Source organism: Citrobacter sp. RHBSTW-00881 (assembly GCF_013728515.1).
Lineage (GTDB): Bacteria > Pseudomonadota > Gammaproteobacteria > Enterobacterales > Enterobacteriaceae > Citrobacter > Citrobacter braakii.
On record NZ_CP056269.1, the window covers coordinates 1,426,398 to 1,443,499 of the forward strand.

Genomic DNA, 17,102 nt, shown 5'->3' on the forward strand with positions numbered 1-17,102 from the left:
GCAAGCTTAGGGAGTGTAACTGCGAAACCTGACGATGAACACCCAGGAAAAATGACTTTTCACTTTGCGTAATCCGCTATAAAAAGCGAAGTCTTTTTTGTGACATTTCGATACAATTCGGGATCGCAATCCCGCTATTGGATTCATGGAAGGGTTTTATGCTCGAAATGTTGATGCAATGGTATCGCCGCCGCTTTAGCGACCCCGAAGCCATCGCCTTGCTGATTATTCTGGTTGCCGGTTTTGGCATCCTGTTCTTTTTTAGCGGTCTTTTGGCGCCGCTGCTGGTCGCCATTGTGCTGGCGTACCTGCTCGAATGGCCGACAGTACGGCTGGAACATATTGGTTGTTCACGGCGTTGGGCGACATCGATTGTTTTGGTTGTGTTTGTCGGTATTTTGCTGCTGATGGCGTTTGTGGTAATGCCCGTTGCATGGCAACAGGGGATCTACCTGATCCGCGATATGCCCGGCATGCTCAACAAATTGTCTGATTTTGCCGCCACCTTACCGCGGCGTTATCCGGCGCTGATGGATGCGGGCATTATTGATGCGATGGCGGAGAATATGCGCTCGCGAATGCTCACCATGGGCGATTCGGTGGTGAAATATTCACTGGCTTCACTGGTCGGATTGCTGACGCTGGCGGTGTATCTGATTCTCGTCCCGTTGATGGTGTTCTTCCTGATCAAAGATAAAGGACAAATGCTGAACGCAGTGCGTCGGGTGCTGCCGCGTAATCGCGGACTGGCGGGGCAGGTGTGGAAAGAGATGAACCAGCAAATCACCAACTATATCCGCGGCAAGGTGCTGGAAATGGTGGTGGTCGGCGTGGCGACCTGGCTCGGCTTCCTGCTGTTTGGCCTCAACTATTCGCTGCTGCTGGCGGTGCTGGTAGGCTTCTCCGTGCTGATCCCGTATATCGGCGCTTTCGTGGTCACTATTCCGGTGGTCGGTGTGGCATTGTTCCAGTTCGGGCTTGGCACCGAGTTCTGGAGCTGTTTTGCCGTATACCTGATAATCCAGGCGCTGGACGGTAATTTGCTGGTGCCGGTGCTGTTCTCCGAGGCGGTAAATCTGCATCCGCTGGTGATTATTCTCTCAGTGGTGATATTCGGCGGCCTGTGGGGATTCTGGGGCGTATTCTTTGCTATTCCTCTGGCGACGTTAATCAAAGCGGTAATGCATGCCTGGCCGGATGGTCAGGTCGTTGATGAACCCTAATCTGTTTGCTTCGGCGATGCAATGTCGCCGGAGCCGAACTTGTCTGACCTCTATCCACACATTCTGAATAATCTCTTCTGGTGTCGTTTTTCTCTGCGTTTGTCTTTAACTTGACCCGCGTGATGTCTTTAAGTCACGCAAGGAATAAGGCCAACAGGAGAACAAAATGGGTCACAACACACACACGCAGCAGAAGGTGGGATGGGGCGGTTATCTCGCTTTTTTTATTACGATTATTCTTTTTTCCGGCATGTTTGCGAAAAGTACCGAATGGTGGCGAGTCTTTGATTTCACCGTTCTCAACGGTGCGTTTGGGCAGATTAATGCGGCGGGGGACACGGCGGTCTCTTTTCGCGGCACGGGCGGTATGGGCGCAAAAGACGGCTTCTTATTCGCGCTTGAGCTGGCGCCTTCCGTCATTCTTTCACTCGGGATAATTTCCGTCACCGAAGGGCTGGGAGGGTTGCGTGCGGCACAGCAACTGATGACGCCAGTCCTGCGCCCGTTACTCGGTATTCCAGGTATTTGTTCGCTGGCGCTGATTGCGAATTTGCAAAATACCGATGCTGCGGCAGGGATGACTAAAGAAATGGCGGAAGAGGGCATTATCACTGAACAGGAACGTGCCATTTTTGCCTGCTGGCAAACCAGCGGCAGTGCGTGTATTACCAACTATTTTTCCTCGGGTGCCGCGTTGTTTACGATGGTTACCGTTCCGGTGATTACGCCCCTGGCGGTGATCCTTGTCTTCAAATTTGTGGGTGCGAACCTGCTGCGTTTGTGGATTGCGCAGCTGGAAAATCGCCGTACGCAGCAGGAGGCGTGAGATGACAACGCAAGTACGTAAAAACGTCATGGATATGTTTATCGATGGCGCACGGCGCGGATTCACTATTGCAACAACCAGCCTGTTGCCTAACGTGGTAATGGCGTTTGTGATTATTCAGGCGCTGAAGGTGACGGGACTGCTCGAGATTGTCGGGCGGGTATGTGAGCCGGTAATGGCGCTGTGGGGACTGCCGGGGGAATCTGCTACCGTACTGCTGGCGGCGGTGATGAGTATGGGAGGCGGCGTCGGTGTTTGCGCCAGCCTGGTTATCGCCGGTACGCTTTCGGGACATGATGCTACGGTGCTGTTACCGGCTATCTACCTGATGGGCAATCCGGTGCAAAATGTGGGACGCTGTCTGGGTACCGCGGGGGTCCATCCCCGTTATTACCCGCTTATTATTGCGGTATGCGTAATTAATGCGCTGCTCTCTATTTGGGTTATGCAGGTTATTGCCTGACAAGGAAGGTTATGAACTGTTCCATTCTTAATTTGACGTTGTTCCAGCAGGGACACGTGTACGCGCCGGAAGACTTAGGGCGCCAGGATATACTGGTGTCTGACAGCAAAATTGTTGCCATCGCGCCGTCGATTTCCCCTGACGATTTTCCTGGCTGCGAGTGTATCAATCTTGACGGTGCGATTGTGTGCCCAGGATTTATCGATCAACACGTCCATCTGATTGGCGGCGGCGGAGAAGCGGGGCCGCACACCCGCACGCCGGAAGTGCGCTTGTCGCGGCTGGTTGAAGCTGGCGTCACCTCGGTGGTGGGATTGCTGGGGACAGATGGTATTACCCGTCACCCTGAATCGCTGCTGGCGAAAACCCGCGCGCTGGAATTTGAAGGCATCAGCGCATGGATGCTGACCGGGGCGTATTCTCTGCCTTCTCCGACCATCACCGGCAGTATCGATCGCGATGTGGTGCTGATCGATAAAATCATTGGCGTGAAATGTGCTGTTTCGGACCATCGTTCTTCAGCCCCGGACACCTCGGCGCTGGCAAACATGGCGGCGCAGTCGCGCGTTGGCGGATTGTTAGGGCGCAAGCCGGGGATTAGCGTCTTCCATATGGGCGACAGCCCGCGCATGCTGGAGCCGTTGTACCAGATCCTCGACAGCTGCGATGTACCGATTACCAAGCTGCTGCCCACACACGTCAATCGTGCGGAACCGTTGTTTCAGTCGGCGCTGGAGTATGCCCGCAAAGGCGGTTATATCGACATTACCAGCAGCATTGATGAACCCGTCGACCCGGCCACGGCTATCGCCACGGCGCTACGCCAGAACGTGCCGCTGTCGCGTATTACCTTGAGTTCGGATGGCAACGGTAGCCAGCCGGAATTTGATGACTACGGTAATCTTACCGGCATCGGTGTCGCAGGGTTTGAATCACTGGCTGAAACAGTGCGCCAGTTGGTGAAGGTTCATGCCATACCGCTGGAACTGGCGCTGTGTCCGCTGACGCGAACGGTCGCAGAATTTTTGGGACTGGAACATAAAGGGCGTCTGGCGGTGGGATGCGATGCCGACATTCTGGTGCTCAATGATGCGCTTGAAGTTCATCACCTGTGGGCGAAGGGAAAAGCCGTCGTCAGAGAGAAAAAAGCCTGTGTAAAAGGGACGTTTGAATAAACGACGTTGATGCCGGATGGCGGCGTAAACGCCTTATCCGGCTACGGAGTTATGCGGATGGTGGCCTGATAAGACGCGTGGCGTCACCATCAGGCGCTATCCGGCAAAATGTAAATCAGGCGTTCTCTTTCAGCCAGTTCATTACCACGTCGTGGTGGTTGCTGGTTTTGAAGTCATCAAACACATGCTCAATTTTCCCTTCAGCATCAATCAGGAAGCTGATGCGGTGGATGCCATCATAGGTTTTGCCCATAAATGACTTCTCACCCCAGACGCCGAACTGCTCGCAAACCTGGTGATCTTCGTCGGACAGGAGCGTGAAGTTAAGGACTTCTTTCTCCGCGAATCGGGAAAGCTTCTCTGGTTTATCGGTGCTGATTCCCAGCACTTCAACACCTGCTTTTTTTAACTCATCCATGTTATCGCGCAGGCCGCAGGCCTGAACGGTACAGCCGGGTGTCATGGCTTTCGGGTAAAAATAAACCAGAACACGCTGTCCCTGGAAGTCGGTTAAATTTACTTGTTCTCCGTCTTGATCCGGCAAGCTAAATTTCGGTGCGATATCACCGGCTTTCAGTGGGTTCATTACTTAACTCCATCCTGTTCATCATGCTGTGAGTAATTGACGACGTTAATACTGCCTTGCGCATTGAGTTCTGTACAGAGTGCTTTAAACGCATCTTCAATATTTGCCGAATCATGTGACGCAGGACTATGTGCGGTAATTTGAATAAACAGCTGTGCCGCCTTTTCGTTCTCAGCCGGTTGCGTGCGTGAAACCAGTTCCGCAATATTCATTTGGTGGCTGTCAAACAGGGCGGTAAAGCGTTCAATCAAATGCGGAGAATCAGGAACATCGACCTGCACCCATACCGTAGCGGGCATCGCCGGACGGGGGCGTGCGGTCGTGCGCTTCATCACAATCAGTAAATCCAGCTCTGCACCTTTCAACGGCAAGGTTGATTCAATTAGGGTAATGGCATTCCAGGTGCCCGACAGCAACATGATAAAGGTGAACTCGTCACCCAGCATGGCCAGTCGGCTGTCTTCGATATTACAGCCGCAACTGCTGACATGACGTGTGATGGTGTTCACAATTCCCGGGCGGTCAGCACCCAGCGCAGTAATGACCAGATAGTGTTGCGATGACGATGTCAAACCTGTTCTTCCTTTGAGCGGTGAGGTAATCATAAGGAAAGCATAAAAAAAACATGCATACAACAATCAGAACGGCTCTGGTCGCTTGCTTTTATTGTCGTACCAAACGTACCATTGAGACACTTGTTTGCACAGAGGATGGCCCATGTTCACGGGAAGTATTGTCGCGCTTGTTACGCCGATGGATGAGAAAGGTAAAGTCTGCCGGTCGAGCCTGAAAAAACTGATTGATTATCATGTCGCCAGCGGCACCTCGGCGATCGTTTCGGTTGGCACCACCGGTGAGTCTGCCACCCTGAGTCATGATGAGCATGGCGATGTGGTGATGATGACCTTGGAGCTGGCCGACGGGCGTATTCCGGTGATTGCCGGAACCGGCGCTAATGCGACCGCGGAAGCCATTAGTCTGACGCAGCGTTTCAACGACAGTGGTGTTGTCGGCTGCCTGACGGTGACGCCTTACTACAACCGCCCAACCCAGGAAGGTTTGTTCCAGCATTTCAAAGCCATCGCTGAACATACTGACCTGCCGCAAATTCTGTATAATGTACCGTCCCGTACCGGCTGCGATATGTTGCCGGAAACCGTTGGTCGCCTGGCGAAAGTAAAAAATATTATCGCTATTAAAGAGGCCACGGGGAACTTAAGTCGCGTTCACCAGATCAAAGAGCTGGTTTCAGACGACTTTATTCTGCTCAGCGGTGATGACGCGACCGGACTGGATTTTATGCAGCTCGGTGGTCATGGCGTGATTTCCGTGACGTCTAACGTTGCGGCACGCGATATGGCCGAAATGTGCAAACTGGCGGCAGCCGGGAACTTTGCCGAGGCGCGGGTGATTAACCAGCGTCTGATGCCGTTACACAACAAACTATTTGTCGAACCCAATCCTATCCCAGTGAAATGGGCGTGTAAGGAGTTGGGACTTGTGGCGACCGATACGCTACGTCTGCCGATGACGCCAATCACGGATAATGCTCGTGAAATCGTCAAAGCGGCGCTTAAGCATGCCGGTTTGCTGTAAAGTTTAGGGAGATTTGATGGCTTACTCAGTACAAAAGTCGCGCCTGGCCAAGGTTGCGGGTGTTTCGCTTGTTATGTTGCTCGCGGCCTGTAGTTCTGACTCGCGTTATAAGCGCCAGGTGAGCGGTGATGAATCCTATCTGGAGGCCGCACCGCTTGCTGAGCTTCACGCTCCAGCTGGGATGATTCTGCCGGTTATGTCGGGTGACTATAATATCCCGGTCACCAACGGCAGCGGTGCTGTTGGTAAAGCGCTGGACATTCGCCCGCCGGCTCAGCCGTTAGCACTAGTCACCGGCGCTCGCACTCAGATCGCGGGTGATACGTCGACATTGCTGGTGGAAAATGGTCGTGGCAACACGCTGTGGCCACAGGTCGTTAGCGTCATTCAGTCTAAAAACTACACGATCACCAAACGTGATGATGACAGCCAGACGTTGACCACCGACTGGGTTAACTGGAACCGTCTGGATGAAGACGAGCAGTACCGTGGACGTTATCAAATCTCGGTTAAACCGCAGGGTTATCAGCAAGCGGTAACGGTGAAACTGATTAACCTCGAGCAGGCCGGTAAACCTGTAGCTGATCCAGCATCAATGCAGCGTTACAGCGCTGAGATGATGAACGTTATCTCCGCAGGTCTGGATAAGAACGCCACTGATGCCGCGAATGCCGCGCAGAACCGCTCTGCCGCCACCATGGATGTTCAGAGTGCTGCCGATGACACCGGTTTACCGATGCTGGTGGTACGTGGACCGTTCAACGTGGTATGGCAGCGTCTGCCGGCAGCGCTTGAGAAAGTGGGGATGAAAGTGACCGACAGCACCCGTTCTCAGGGCAGCATCGCCGTGACCTACAAACCACTGTCTGATAGCAACTGGCAGGAGCTGGGCGCAAGCGATCCGGGTCTGGTATCCGGCGACTATAAACTGCAGGTCGGTGATTTAGACAACCGCAGTAGCTTGCAGTTTATCGATCCGAAGGGGCATACCCTGACGCAAAGCCAGAACGACGCGCTGGTCGCCGTCTTCCAGGCAGCGTTCAGTAAGTAAAAATAAAGGGCTGGATAACTCCAGCCCTTTTTTTCTGATATGATACGCAAACGTGTGCGTCGGCAGAAAAACGCAATATTTATCGTTAATTCACACCCAGGAGTAATAAAGATGCAAAAGCAAGCTGAGTTGTATCGTGGTAAAGCGAAGACCGTATACAGCACGGAAAACCCGGACCTGTTGGTGCTCGAATTCCGCAATGATACGTCAGCAGGGGATGGCGCGCGCATTGAACAGTTTGATCGTAAAGGCATGGTGAACAACAAGTTCAACCATTTCATTATGACTAAACTGCAAGAAGCGGGCATTCCTACCCAGATGGAGCGACTGCTTTCCGATACTGAATGTCTGGTGAAAAAACTGGAGATGGTACCGGTTGAATGTGTGGTTCGTAACCGCGCAGCAGGTTCCCTGGTTAAGCGTTTAGGCGTTGAAGAAGGTATTGAACTGAATCCGCCGCTGTTTGATCTGTTCCTGAAAAACGATGCTATGCACGATCCAATGATTAACGATTCCTATTGCGAAACTTTTGGTTGGGTGAGCAAAGAGAATCTGGCGCGTATGAAAGAGCTGACCTACAAAGCCAACGACGTGCTGAAAAAGATGTTTGATGATGCCGGTCTGATTCTGGTCGACTTCAAACTTGAGTTTGGTTTGTATAAAGGTGAAGTGGTCCTGGGCGATGAGTTCTCACCGGACGGCAGCCGTCTGTGGGACAAAGAAACGCTGGATAAAATGGACAAAGATCGCTTCCGCCAGAGCCTGGGCGGCCTGATCGAAGCTTATGAAGCCGTCGCGCATCGTCTGGGTGTGAAGTTAGACTAATCCTCCCCTGAGCCGGCGATCGCTCTCCGGCTCATCAATCCCGCCGATTTTGATTACTGTTTCTTATGGTAATCCTGTTCCGAACCGCCTACGATCATCATCATAATGAATAAAAAGTTGAGGTGATTATGCGCTGGCAAGGGCGTCGTGAAAGTGACAATGTGGAAGACAGACGAAATAGTTCCGGTGGCGGCCCTTCTATAGGCGGCCCTGGTTTTCGTTTGCCCAGTGGTAAAGGCGGCATCATCCTGCTGATTGTGGTGCTGGTGGCGGGATATTATGGCGTGGATCTCACCGGATTAATGACCGGCCAGCCAGTTTCCCAACAGCAATCATCACACTCCATTAGCCCAAACGATGATGAAGCAGCAAAATTTACCTCGGTGATTTTGGCCACCACGGAAGATACCTGGGGGCAGCAGTTTGAAAAAATGGGCCGGACCTACCAACAGCCGAAGCTGGTAATGTATCGCGGAGCGACGCGTACCGGCTGTGGCGCGGGTCAGTCCGTGATGGGGCCGTTTTACTGCCCGGCGGATGGTACCGTGTATATCGACCTCTCATTTTATGATGACATGAAAAACAAGCTGGGCGCCGATGGTGATTTTGCTCAGGGCTATGTTATCGCCCATGAAGTGGGTCACCACGTGCAGAAACTGCTGGGTATTGAACCGAAAGTTCGCCAGATGCAGCAGAATGCCTCACAGGCTGAGGTGAACCGTCTTTCCGTACGTATGGAACTGCAGGCGGACTGCTTTGCCGGCGTCTGGGGCAACAGTATGCAGCAGCAGGGCGTGCTGGAGTCCGGCGACCTGGCAGAAGCGCTGAACGCCGCTCAGGCTATTGGCGACGATCGCCTGCAGCAGCAGGGACAAGGACGCGTTGTGCCGGACAGCTTTACCCACGGCACTTCTGAGCAGCGGCTTAGCTGGTTCAAACGCGGTTTTGACAGCGGCGATCCGGGACAATGTAATACTTTTGGTAAAGGCATTTAAGCTACTGAGGCAGGGATGTCTGATAATACGGCGCTGAGCGCGTTAACTGAACAGATGGCCCACGAAGGGATCCGTCGTCTGCTGATTATCAGTGGCGAGGGGAACTGGTGTCAGAAGCGGGCTTTAGCGCTACGCGACACGTTACCCGGCGACTGGTTATGGGTGGGCGCACCCGCCCCTGCTGAGCCAAACTGTACGCCACAGGCGCTGCAAACGTTATTAGGCCGCGAGTTTCGTCATGCGGTTTTTGACGCCGGGCAGGGATTTGACGCTGCGGCATTTGCCGCCTTAAGCGGAACGCTGATCGCCGGGAGCTGGCTGGTTTTGCTGACTCCCCCCTGGCATACCTGGCACACGCATCCGGACGTGGATTCACTGCGCTGGAGCGACTGTGCTGAACCTATCCCAACGCCGCACTTTGTTGAACATGTCAAACGGGTGATTTCCCGTGACGGACAGGCTCTGCACTGGCAGCAGCATCACGCAGTTTCCAGCCCGCGTTTTCCTGTTCGTGCAGTCTGGCACGCGGCAACCGGTGACCCTCAGCCAGAACAGGCGATGATTTTAACCCAGTTGCTGGATATGCCTCCCGGCGTGGCTGCGGTCACAGCCGCACGTGGCCGGGGTAAATCGGCTCTGGCAGGGCAACTGATAGCACGTATCAACGGGACCGCGATTGTCACCGCGCCTGCTAAAGCGGCAACGGATGTGCTGGCGCAATTTGCCGCAGAGCGATACCGCTTTATGGCCCCGGATGCGCTGTTAAGCAGTTCTGCAACCGCAGACTGGCTGGTTGTGGATGAAGCCGCCGCGATCCCCGCGCCGCTGCTACACCAACTGGTTGCGCGTTTCCCTCGTACGCTGTTAACCACCACCGTACAGGGCTACGAGGGAACCGGCAGAGGTTTTTTGCTGAAATTTTGCGCCCGCTTTCCCCATCTTCGACGCTATGAGTTGCAACAACCCGTACGCTGGGCGCAGGGATGTCCGCTGGAGAAAATCGTCAGCGATGCGCTGGTGTTTGACGACGAAACCTTTGCGCATGCCCCCTTGGGGGAGCTTAGCTTCTCGGCATTTGAGCAACTCTCATGGCAGACAAACCCGGCGCTGCCGTTAGCGGTATATCAGCTGCTTTCCGGCGCGCATTATCGCACCTCGCCACTGGATCTGCGGCGAATGATGGACGCGCCGGGTCAGCATTTTCTTCAGGCTTCGGCTGCTGACTCGGTGGCGGGCGCCGTCTGGCTGGTCGACGAGGGGGGATTATCCGCAGAATTAAGCCAGGCCGTCTGGGCCGGATATCGCCGACCAAGAGGAAATCTGGTTGCGCAGTCACTGGCGGCGCACGGCGGAGACCCATTGGCGGCGACGCTCGTCGGGCGGCGGGTCAGTCGAATTGCGGTTCATCCCGCGCGTCAAAGGGAAGGTATTGGGCAACAGCTGATTCTGCAGGTCCGGCACTATTGCACGCAGTGCGACTATCTGTCCGTCAGCTTTGGTTATACGGCTGAATTATGGCGTTTCTGGCAGCGCTGCGGTTTTGTCCTGGTACGGATGGGCAATCATCGGGAAGCCAGCAGCGGCTGTTATACCGCTATGGCGGTGCTGCCCATCAGCGAAGCAGGAAAACGCCTTGCCTGGCGGGCGCACCAGCGCCTGCGACGGGATGCGGAGATTCTTGCTCAGTGGAACGCAGAGCGCATTCCGCTGGTACCACTGAAAGAGACTACGCTTAATGAGGATGACTGGGGTGAGCTGGCTGGGTTTGCCTTCGCGCATCGACCATTACTGACATCATTAGGTTGTCTGAGTCGTTTGCTTGAGCACAGCGAGTTGCCTCTTCCGGCATTACGCGGGCGTATACAGGCTCAACGCAGCGATGCTGAATTGTGCCAACAGCTGAAAATATCGGGTCGCAAAGCGCTGTTGGCAGTTCAGCGCGCCGAGGCGGCGCAGGCCTTACAACAGCTGGATGCTGAGCGTGAACAACGGCTACATAATCGCATTATGCAATGGCAATTTTTTCACTAACTTCTTCAATTTCCTGGCATGGTCATTGCGGTTAAGCGGCGTAGAATGATTCTCATCAGTTAAGGAGATCGCCATGAAACATGACCATTTTGTTGTTCAAAGTCCCGATAAACCCGCTCAACAGCTCTTGTTGCTGTTTCATGGCGTCGGCGATAACCCGGTTGCCATGGGCGAAATTGGCTCCTGGTTTGCGCCGCTGTTTCCTGATGCGCTAATCGTCAGCATTGGCGGGGCAGAGCCTTATGGTACGACTTCCGGCCGTCAGTGGTTTTCGGTACAGGGGGTAACGGAAGAGAACCGCCAGGCGCGTATTGACGCGATTATGCCGGTCTTTATCGAAACCGTTCGCTACTGGCAGAAGCAAAGCGGCGTTTCACCTCAGGCGACCGCGCTGATTGGTTTTTCTCAGGGCTCGATTATGTCGCTTGAGAGTATTAAAGCCGAGCCTGGGCTGGCGTCGCGGGTCATCGCCTTTAATGGTCGCTATGCCACGTTGCCGGAGGTTGCAACTACCGCGACGACGGTGCATTTGATTCACGGCGGTGAAGACCGGGTGATTGAGTTATCTCATGCCGTTGCCGCGCAGGAGGCGTTAATACGTGCCGGTGGGGATGTGACGCTGGATATCGTCGAAAATCTGGGGCACGCCATTGATGAACGCAGTATGCAGTTTGCGCTCGACCACCTGCGTTTTACCGTACCGAAGCACTACTTTGATGAAGCGCTGAGCGGCGGTAAGCCTCACGATGATGATGTGATTGAGATGATTTAACTCGCAGGCCGGATGGCGATGTGAAACCGCCATTCGGCCTGCGTTGGCTTATTTCTTCGGTTGATCCTTGTTTGGCCAATCGTCGTCGTCATCCCATTTATCGTTAAAATCACGATGCGGGGGAAGCTCCGGCTTATTGGCAAGAAATTTCTTGTGGTCGACGCGCTTGAGATCTTTAATCACGTTCAGCAATACGCCTACCAGAAACACCAACACCAGAATCCACCAGTATTTTGCCAGCCAGTCCATGCTCATTTCCTCTTACAGGAACACTCATCAGGCGACGAGTTGCTCCATGATACGTTGATACATACGGGCAAGCAGCTGCAGGTCGGCGGCATTAACACATTCATTAATTTTATGAATGGTGGCGTTGACCGGCCCAAGTTCTACTACCTGTGCCCCCATGCGGGCAATAAAACGCCCGTCGGACGTCCCGCCTGTAGTCAGTAACTGCGGTTTAATCTCATTATAGTGCTCAATGGCGTTCACCACCGCATCCACCAGTTTACCGCGTGCGGTCAGGAACGGCTGACCGGAAAGCCACCAGTCGACGGTATAACGCAACTGATGTTTCTCCAGCAGTTCCAGTACCCGGGACTTAATCATTTCATCGTTTAATTCGGTGCTGAAACGGAAGTTGAACTGGATAAACAGTTCGCCGGGAATAACATTGTTGCTGCCGGTTCCTGCCTGAATATTGGCAATCTGCATGCTGGTAGCCGGGAAGAATTCGTTGCCCTGATCCCACTCAATCGCCACCAGTTCATTAAGCATTGGCGCCGCGCGGTGTACCGGGTTATCGGCCAGATGCGGGTAGGCTACGTGGCCCTGCACGCCGTGAATGGTCAGATTGCAGGTCAGTGAACCACGACGCCCATTTTTCACCACGTCGCCAACGATTTCCGTGCTGGACGGCTCGCCAACCAGACAATAATCCAGTCGTTCATTGCGCGCCATAAGTGCTTCAACCACTTTTACGGTGCCGTTTTGGGCGCTGGCCTCTTCGTCAGAGGTTATCAAAAACGCCAGACGACCCTGATGGTTCGGATGCTGGGCGACAAAACGTTCTGCGGCCACGACCATTGCCGCCAGTGAGCCTTTCATATCGGCTGCGCCACGCCCGAACAACATGCCATCGCGAATGGTCGGTTCGAACGGTGGATTAATCCAACGATCGACATCGCCGACAGGCACTACGTCAGTGTGACCGGCAAATGCCAGAGTCTCACCTTTGCCGCGCCATGCCCAAAAATTCTGTGTGTCACCAAAATCCATACGCTCAACGGTAAAACCTACCGCGCGCAGGCGTTCAATCATTAACGCCTGGCACCCGGCATCATCCGGGCTCAGGGAAGGACGGCGAATAAGCTGCTGTGTCAGCTCAATAACCGGGCACGACATAGACTATACCTCATTAAAAAACTGCGTATAACTGGATTCACTAAAGCCAAGCAGCATAGGCTTACCCGGCGCGCAGAGCAATGGGCGTTTGATAATTGCAGGCATTTCAATCATCAATGCAGCAGCAGAGGACGCATCGGTGATTTGGTTACGTGTGGCTTCATCCAGTTTGCGCCAGGTGGTTCCACGTGTATTGAGCAGCGCCTCCCAACCTAATTCGCTGATAAAGGCGTGTAATAACGCGTTGTCCAGGCCGTCGACGCGATAATCATGGAAGCGGTAGTCGACCCCATTGTCTTCCAGCCAGCGTCTGGCTTTTTTAATCGTATCGCAATTCTTAATGCCGTAGAGGGTGATCATTTGAATCCTTATTGACGTAATTTGAATATTTATTCTCGTGTTCTATAAACATGAATAATACATATTGTCATCGAACCGTTATAGAAAAATATAACATTGTTGTTGAATGGTGAATAATGATTCCTGAAAGTTCCAAAATTCACGGGGAACTGAAAATCAGATTTTGCCTGTTTGCATCAGCCTGTTTTTCCATCAGAATTGCCAAAGTCGTAGATGATGTATGAATATTTCAAAATATTGCAGTAAGTCACATAAAATTTATGGGGTTAGCGCATAGTGATTACATATACCCCCGAACACTGGAGGATGTAATCGCAACCATTGGTTAAATGATCTTCTTTTTATGATGATGATTTCGTAGAATGCCCATAATAATAAGAGAGGTTGTTATGATTGAACGTGAACTGGGGAACTGGAAAGACTTTATCGAAGTGATGCTTCGTAAATAATTTTCTGGAAGAAATTCATATCCTGCAAAGGATAATAAAAGGCGACTCAACGTAAGTCGCCTTTTTTGTGTCCGATTATTCTGGGCGTGGCTTCAACGGGAAACGTCTGCGTACCAGCACAAAGAACAGAGGAACGAAGTAAATCGCAAGGACAGTGGCTGAAATCATCCCGCCCATTACGCCAGTACCCACCGCATGCTGACCGCCGGAACCTGCACCACTGCTGATGGTCATCGGCAACACCCCAAAGATAAACGCCAGTGACGTCATCAGAATTGGGCGTAAGCGTTGGCGACAGGCATGCAGCGTGGCGTCGAGCAAGTCGTGACCTTTCTCGTTCATCTCATTGGCGAATTCAACAATCAATATTGCGTTCTTCGCCGAAAGCCCGATAACGGTGAGTAACCCGACCTGAAAGTACACGTCGTTTTCCAGACCGCGCATCCAGGTAGCGAGCAGCGCGCCAATGACCCCCAGCGGAACAACCAGCATGACGGAGAAGGGAACCGACCAGCTTTCGTACAGGGCCGCCAGACACAGGAACACCACCAGCAAAGAAATGGCGTACAGAGCTGGCGCCTGAGAGCCCGACAGCCGTTCCTGGTAAGACATCGCGGTCCATTCGAGTCCGAATCCGGTCGGCAACTGGTGGACCAGCGATTCCATTATGTCCATCGCCGTACCGGTACTGACGCCGGGAGCGGCTTCGCCAACAATCTCGACGGCGGAGTAGCCGTTATAGCGTTCCAGACGCGGTGAACCCGTTTCCCAGCGCGACGTGGCAAAGGCCGAGAAAGGCACCATGCCGCCGCTATTATTGCGGACGTACCACAGATTGATGTCGTCCGGGAGCATGCGATATTTTGCTGCCGCCTGTACGTAAACCTTCTTCACGCGACCCCGGTCCATAAAGTCATTGACGTAGCTGGAGCCCCAGGCCGTTTGCAAGGTGTCGTTGATGTCATCAATGGAAACGCCCAGCGCCTGGGCTTTGCGCTGATCGATATCAATTTGCAACTGCGGGCTGTCGTCCAGACCGTTATGACGAACACGGGTCAGAGACGCGTCTTTCCCGGCCAGCTCAATCAGCTTGTCGCGCGCGGCCATTAACGCATCATGGCCCGCACCGGCGTGATCTTGCAGCTCCATATCGAAACCAGCGGAGCTCCCGAGACCGCTAATCGCCGGAGGACTGCTGGCGAAGACGCGGGCTTCTTTAATCTTATTAAAGGCTTTAGTCGCGCGCTCGATGATGGCGAAAGAGGTTCCGGTGGTGGTGTCGCGATCATCCCAGTCTTTTAAGCGGACAAACATCCGCGCCACGTTTTGACCGTTCCCGCCAGGGCCAGAACCGACCGTGGAAAAGACCGACGTAATGTTGTCTTTCTCATGGGTGAAGTAATACTTCTCCACTTCCTCAACTACTTTCAATGTTTGCTGCTGGGTCGAGCCGCTGGGCAACTGTATCGAGGTGGTAAACATGCCGCGGTCTTCGAGCGGCAGGAAGGAGGTTGGCAGGCGCAGGAACAGGAAAACCATACCCCCGAGCAGCAGGCCGTAAATCAGTATCCAGCGCAGGCTGCGGTGCAGGATCCTGGCGACGCCTTTTTCGTAGCGTTCGGCGTTGCGGTTAAACATCCGGTTAAACCAGCCAAAGAAACCGGTTTGGCCGTGATGCTCGCCTTTATGTAGCGGTTTGAGCAGAGTGGCGCACAGGGCAGGGGTGAGGATCATCGCCACCAGAACTGAAAGAACCATTGCGGAGACGATGGTAATCGAGAACTGGCGGTAAATAGCCCCGGTAGTGCCGCCGAAGAAGGCCATCGGGATAAACACCGCCGACAGCACCATTGCGATACCGACCAGCGCGCCCTGGATTTGCCCCATCGATTTCCGCGTCGCTTCCCGCGGTGAGAGGCCTTCCTCACTCATAATACGCTCGACGTTTTCCACCACCACAATAGCATCATCGACCAGCAGGCCGATCGCCAGCACCATCGCAAACATCGTCAGGGTGTTAACGCTGTAGCCAAAGGCGTAGAGCACGGAAAAAGTACCCATCAGGACGACGGGAACGGCGATTGTAGGGATCAGCGTGGCGCGGAAGTTTTGCAGGAACAGGTACATCACAAGAAATACCAGCGCGATCGCTTCCAGCAGCGTTTTCACCACGTCGATAATTGAGGCTTTGACAAAGGAGGTAGTTTCATACGCCACCTTGTATTCCAGCCCGTGCGGAAAATACTGTGAGAGCTCGTTCAGGCGGTCGATAACCAGCTCCGCAGTTGCCATTTCATTAGCACCGGAGGCCAGTTTTACCCCCAGACCGGAAGCCGGGTGGCCGTTGAAGCGGCTGAGATAGTCGTACTTTTCCGCTCCCATTTCGACCGTCGCCACATCACCCAGTTTAACTTCTGAGCCGTCCTGGTTGACGCGTAGCGTAATCGCGCGGAATTCATCCGGAGTCTGCAGCAGCGACTGGGCGTTGATCGTCGCATTCAGCGCTTGTTTGTCCACCGAAGGCGTGCCGCCAAGTTGCCCGACGGCAATCTGCGCATTCTGTGACTCGATAGCATCGGTCACATCTTTGGCGGTCATCTGGAAGCTGTTAAGTTTGACCGGGTCGAGCCAGATACGCATGGAATATTGTGAACCGTAGGCGTCAATATCGCCCACGCCGTTTATACGACTGAGCGGATCCTGGATATTACTGGCGACGTAGTCGGCGATGTCCTGCTTATCCATTGAGCCATCGGTGGAGACGAAGGCGATGGTCAGAATATTGGTGTCACCGGTCTTGCGCACCGTGACCCCTTGATTCTGTACCGCCTGCGGCAGCTTACGCATTGCCGATTGCAGCTGGTTTTGCACCTGCTGGACGGCCTCATCAGGATCGGTTCCAGCGAGGAAGCTCAGCGTAACCGACGCCTGGCCTGTCCCGCTGCTCTGCGACGACATGTACATCAGATTATCGAGACCGGTCATGTTCTGCTCGATAACCTGGGTGACGGTATTTTCCAGGGTTTGTGCGGACGCGCCAGGGTAGTTCGCGGTTACCCGCACGTTTGGCGGTGCCAGATCGGGATATTGCTCAACGGGCAGCGAAAAAATAGCCAGGGCTCCTGTCAGGCACAACAGGATTGCTAACACCCAGGCAAAAATGGGGCGATCGATGAAAAAATTCGCCATTAAAAGGGGACCTCGTGTTTCTGCGTATCGTTATGGGTGTGAATTGCTTCACTTTAGCGGCAAGGTACGGGGCAAACGTGGAGAAAAAAAGAAGATAATGTAAATTATCATGCCCGTTTACAGCATACCTTTCGTGCCAACGCCGTCAGGCCTGGAT

At 53.7% G+C, this 17,102-nt stretch carries 17 protein-coding genes; 11 read left to right on the forward strand and 6 right to left on the reverse strand.

From position 1 onward, the window contains the following. Positions 1-158 precede the first annotated feature (158 nt). The 4 genes from HV311_RS06735 (at position 159) to iadA (ending at position 3,687) form a co-directional block, all read left to right on the forward strand. On the forward strand, positions 159-1,223 hold the full coding sequence (locus HV311_RS06735; RefSeq protein ID WP_016153975.1) for an AI-2E family transporter: 1,065 nt from the start codon (positions 159-161) through the stop codon (positions 1,221-1,223). A 166-nt stretch (positions 1,224-1,389) separates the two neighbouring features. After that, entirely contained in the window at positions 1,390-2,049 is a 660-nt protein-coding gene (locus HV311_RS06740) for a nucleoside recognition domain-containing protein (protein WP_016153974.1), read from the forward strand. Between the two features lies 1 nt (position 2,050). Then, positions 2,051-2,512: a YjiG family protein gene (locus HV311_RS06745; RefSeq protein WP_016157115.1), complete on the forward strand. Its 462-nt coding sequence runs from the start codon at positions 2,051-2,053 to the stop codon at positions 2,510-2,512. Positions 2,513-2,523: 11 nt separating this feature from the next. Continuing rightward, positions 2,524-3,687 carry a beta-aspartyl-peptidase gene (gene iadA, locus HV311_RS06750; RefSeq protein WP_191220891.1) on the forward strand — a complete coding sequence of 388 codons (1,164 nt, stop codon included), beginning with the start codon at positions 2,524-2,526 and terminating at the stop codon, positions 3,685-3,687. Positions 3,688-3,802: 115 nt separating this feature from the next. On the opposite strand, the gene bcp is transcribed toward iadA, so the two are convergent. After that, entirely contained in the window at positions 3,803-4,273 is a 471-nt protein-coding gene (gene bcp / locus HV311_RS06755) for a thioredoxin-dependent thiol peroxidase (protein ID WP_003835095.1), read from the reverse strand. Further along, positions 4,273-4,845 (reverse strand): glycine cleavage system transcriptional repressor, encoded by a 573-nt coding sequence (locus HV311_RS06760; RefSeq protein ID WP_019077363.1) that lies wholly within the window; start codon positions 4,843-4,845, stop codon positions 4,273-4,275. Before HV311_RS06760 ends, bcp begins: the two co-directional genes overlap by 1 nt. Before the next feature lie 145 nt (positions 4,846-4,990). Between HV311_RS06760 and dapA the strand changes: the two genes are divergently transcribed. The 6 genes from dapA (at position 4,991) to ypfH (ending at position 11,543) form a co-directional block, all read left to right on the forward strand. Beyond that, the gene (gene dapA / locus HV311_RS06765) at positions 4,991-5,869 is read left to right on the forward strand and encodes a 4-hydroxy-tetrahydrodipicolinate synthase (protein ID WP_016153972.1); all 879 of its coding nucleotides are present in this window, start codon (positions 4,991-4,993) and stop codon (positions 5,867-5,869) included. A 16-nt stretch (positions 5,870-5,885) separates the two neighbouring features. After that, complete coding sequence (gene bamC, locus HV311_RS06770; protein ID WP_191220892.1) at positions 5,886-6,920, forward strand: outer membrane protein assembly factor BamC; 1,035 nt, start codon at positions 5,886-5,888, stop codon at positions 6,918-6,920. 111 nt (positions 6,921-7,031) lie between these two features. Beyond that, positions 7,032-7,745: a phosphoribosylaminoimidazolesuccinocarboxamide synthase gene (purC, locus tag HV311_RS06775; protein ID WP_003835086.1), complete on the forward strand. Its 714-nt coding sequence runs from the start codon at positions 7,032-7,034 to the stop codon at positions 7,743-7,745. Positions 7,746-7,873: 128 nt separating this feature from the next. Then, complete coding sequence (gene ypfJ, locus HV311_RS06780; RefSeq protein ID WP_016153970.1) at positions 7,874-8,740, forward strand: KPN_02809 family neutral zinc metallopeptidase; 867 nt, start codon at positions 7,874-7,876, stop codon at positions 8,738-8,740. A gap of 15 nt (positions 8,741-8,755) precedes the next feature. Continuing rightward, complete coding sequence (locus HV311_RS06785) at positions 8,756-10,771, forward strand: tRNA(Met) cytidine acetyltransferase TmcA (protein WP_191220893.1); 2,016 nt, start codon at positions 8,756-8,758, stop codon at positions 10,769-10,771. Between the two features lie 73 nt (positions 10,772-10,844). Continuing rightward, complete coding sequence (ypfH, locus tag HV311_RS06790) at positions 10,845-11,543, forward strand: esterase (RefSeq protein WP_016153968.1); 699 nt, start codon at positions 10,845-10,847, stop codon at positions 11,541-11,543. A 48-nt stretch (positions 11,544-11,591) separates the two neighbouring features. On the opposite strand, the gene HV311_RS06795 is transcribed toward ypfH, so the two are convergent. From HV311_RS06795 to HV311_RS06805, 3 genes are read right to left on the reverse strand one after another with little or no spacing between them, the layout of a single operon-like run. After that, positions 11,592-11,792 (reverse strand): YpfN family protein, encoded by a 201-nt coding sequence (locus tag HV311_RS06795; RefSeq protein WP_003835080.1) that lies wholly within the window; start codon positions 11,790-11,792, stop codon positions 11,592-11,594. A gap of 27 nt (positions 11,793-11,819) precedes the next feature. Further along, positions 11,820-12,947 carry a succinyl-diaminopimelate desuccinylase gene (gene dapE, locus HV311_RS06800; RefSeq protein ID WP_016153967.1) on the reverse strand — a complete coding sequence of 376 codons (1,128 nt, stop codon included), beginning with the start codon at positions 12,945-12,947 and terminating at the stop codon, positions 11,820-11,822. Positions 12,948-12,950: 3 nt separating this feature from the next. Further along, positions 12,951-13,307, reverse strand: a complete 357-nt coding sequence (locus tag HV311_RS06805; protein ID WP_016153966.1) for an ArsC family reductase — start codon at positions 13,305-13,307, stop codon at positions 12,951-12,953. Positions 13,308-13,696: 389 nt separating this feature from the next. Here HV311_RS06805 and ypfM point away from each other — a divergent pair, with 389 nt between their 5' ends. Continuing rightward, positions 13,697-13,756, forward strand: a complete 60-nt coding sequence (gene ypfM / locus HV311_RS06810; RefSeq protein WP_001386977.1) for a protein YpfM — start codon at positions 13,697-13,699, stop codon at positions 13,754-13,756. A gap of 75 nt (positions 13,757-13,831) precedes the next feature. On the opposite strand, the gene acrD is transcribed toward ypfM, so the two are convergent. Beyond that, a complete protein-coding gene (acrD, locus tag HV311_RS06815; RefSeq protein ID WP_016153965.1) occupies positions 13,832-16,945 on the reverse strand; it encodes a multidrug efflux RND transporter permease AcrD in 3,114 nt (1,037 codons plus the stop codon). Positions 16,946-17,102: the final 157 nt, after the last annotated feature.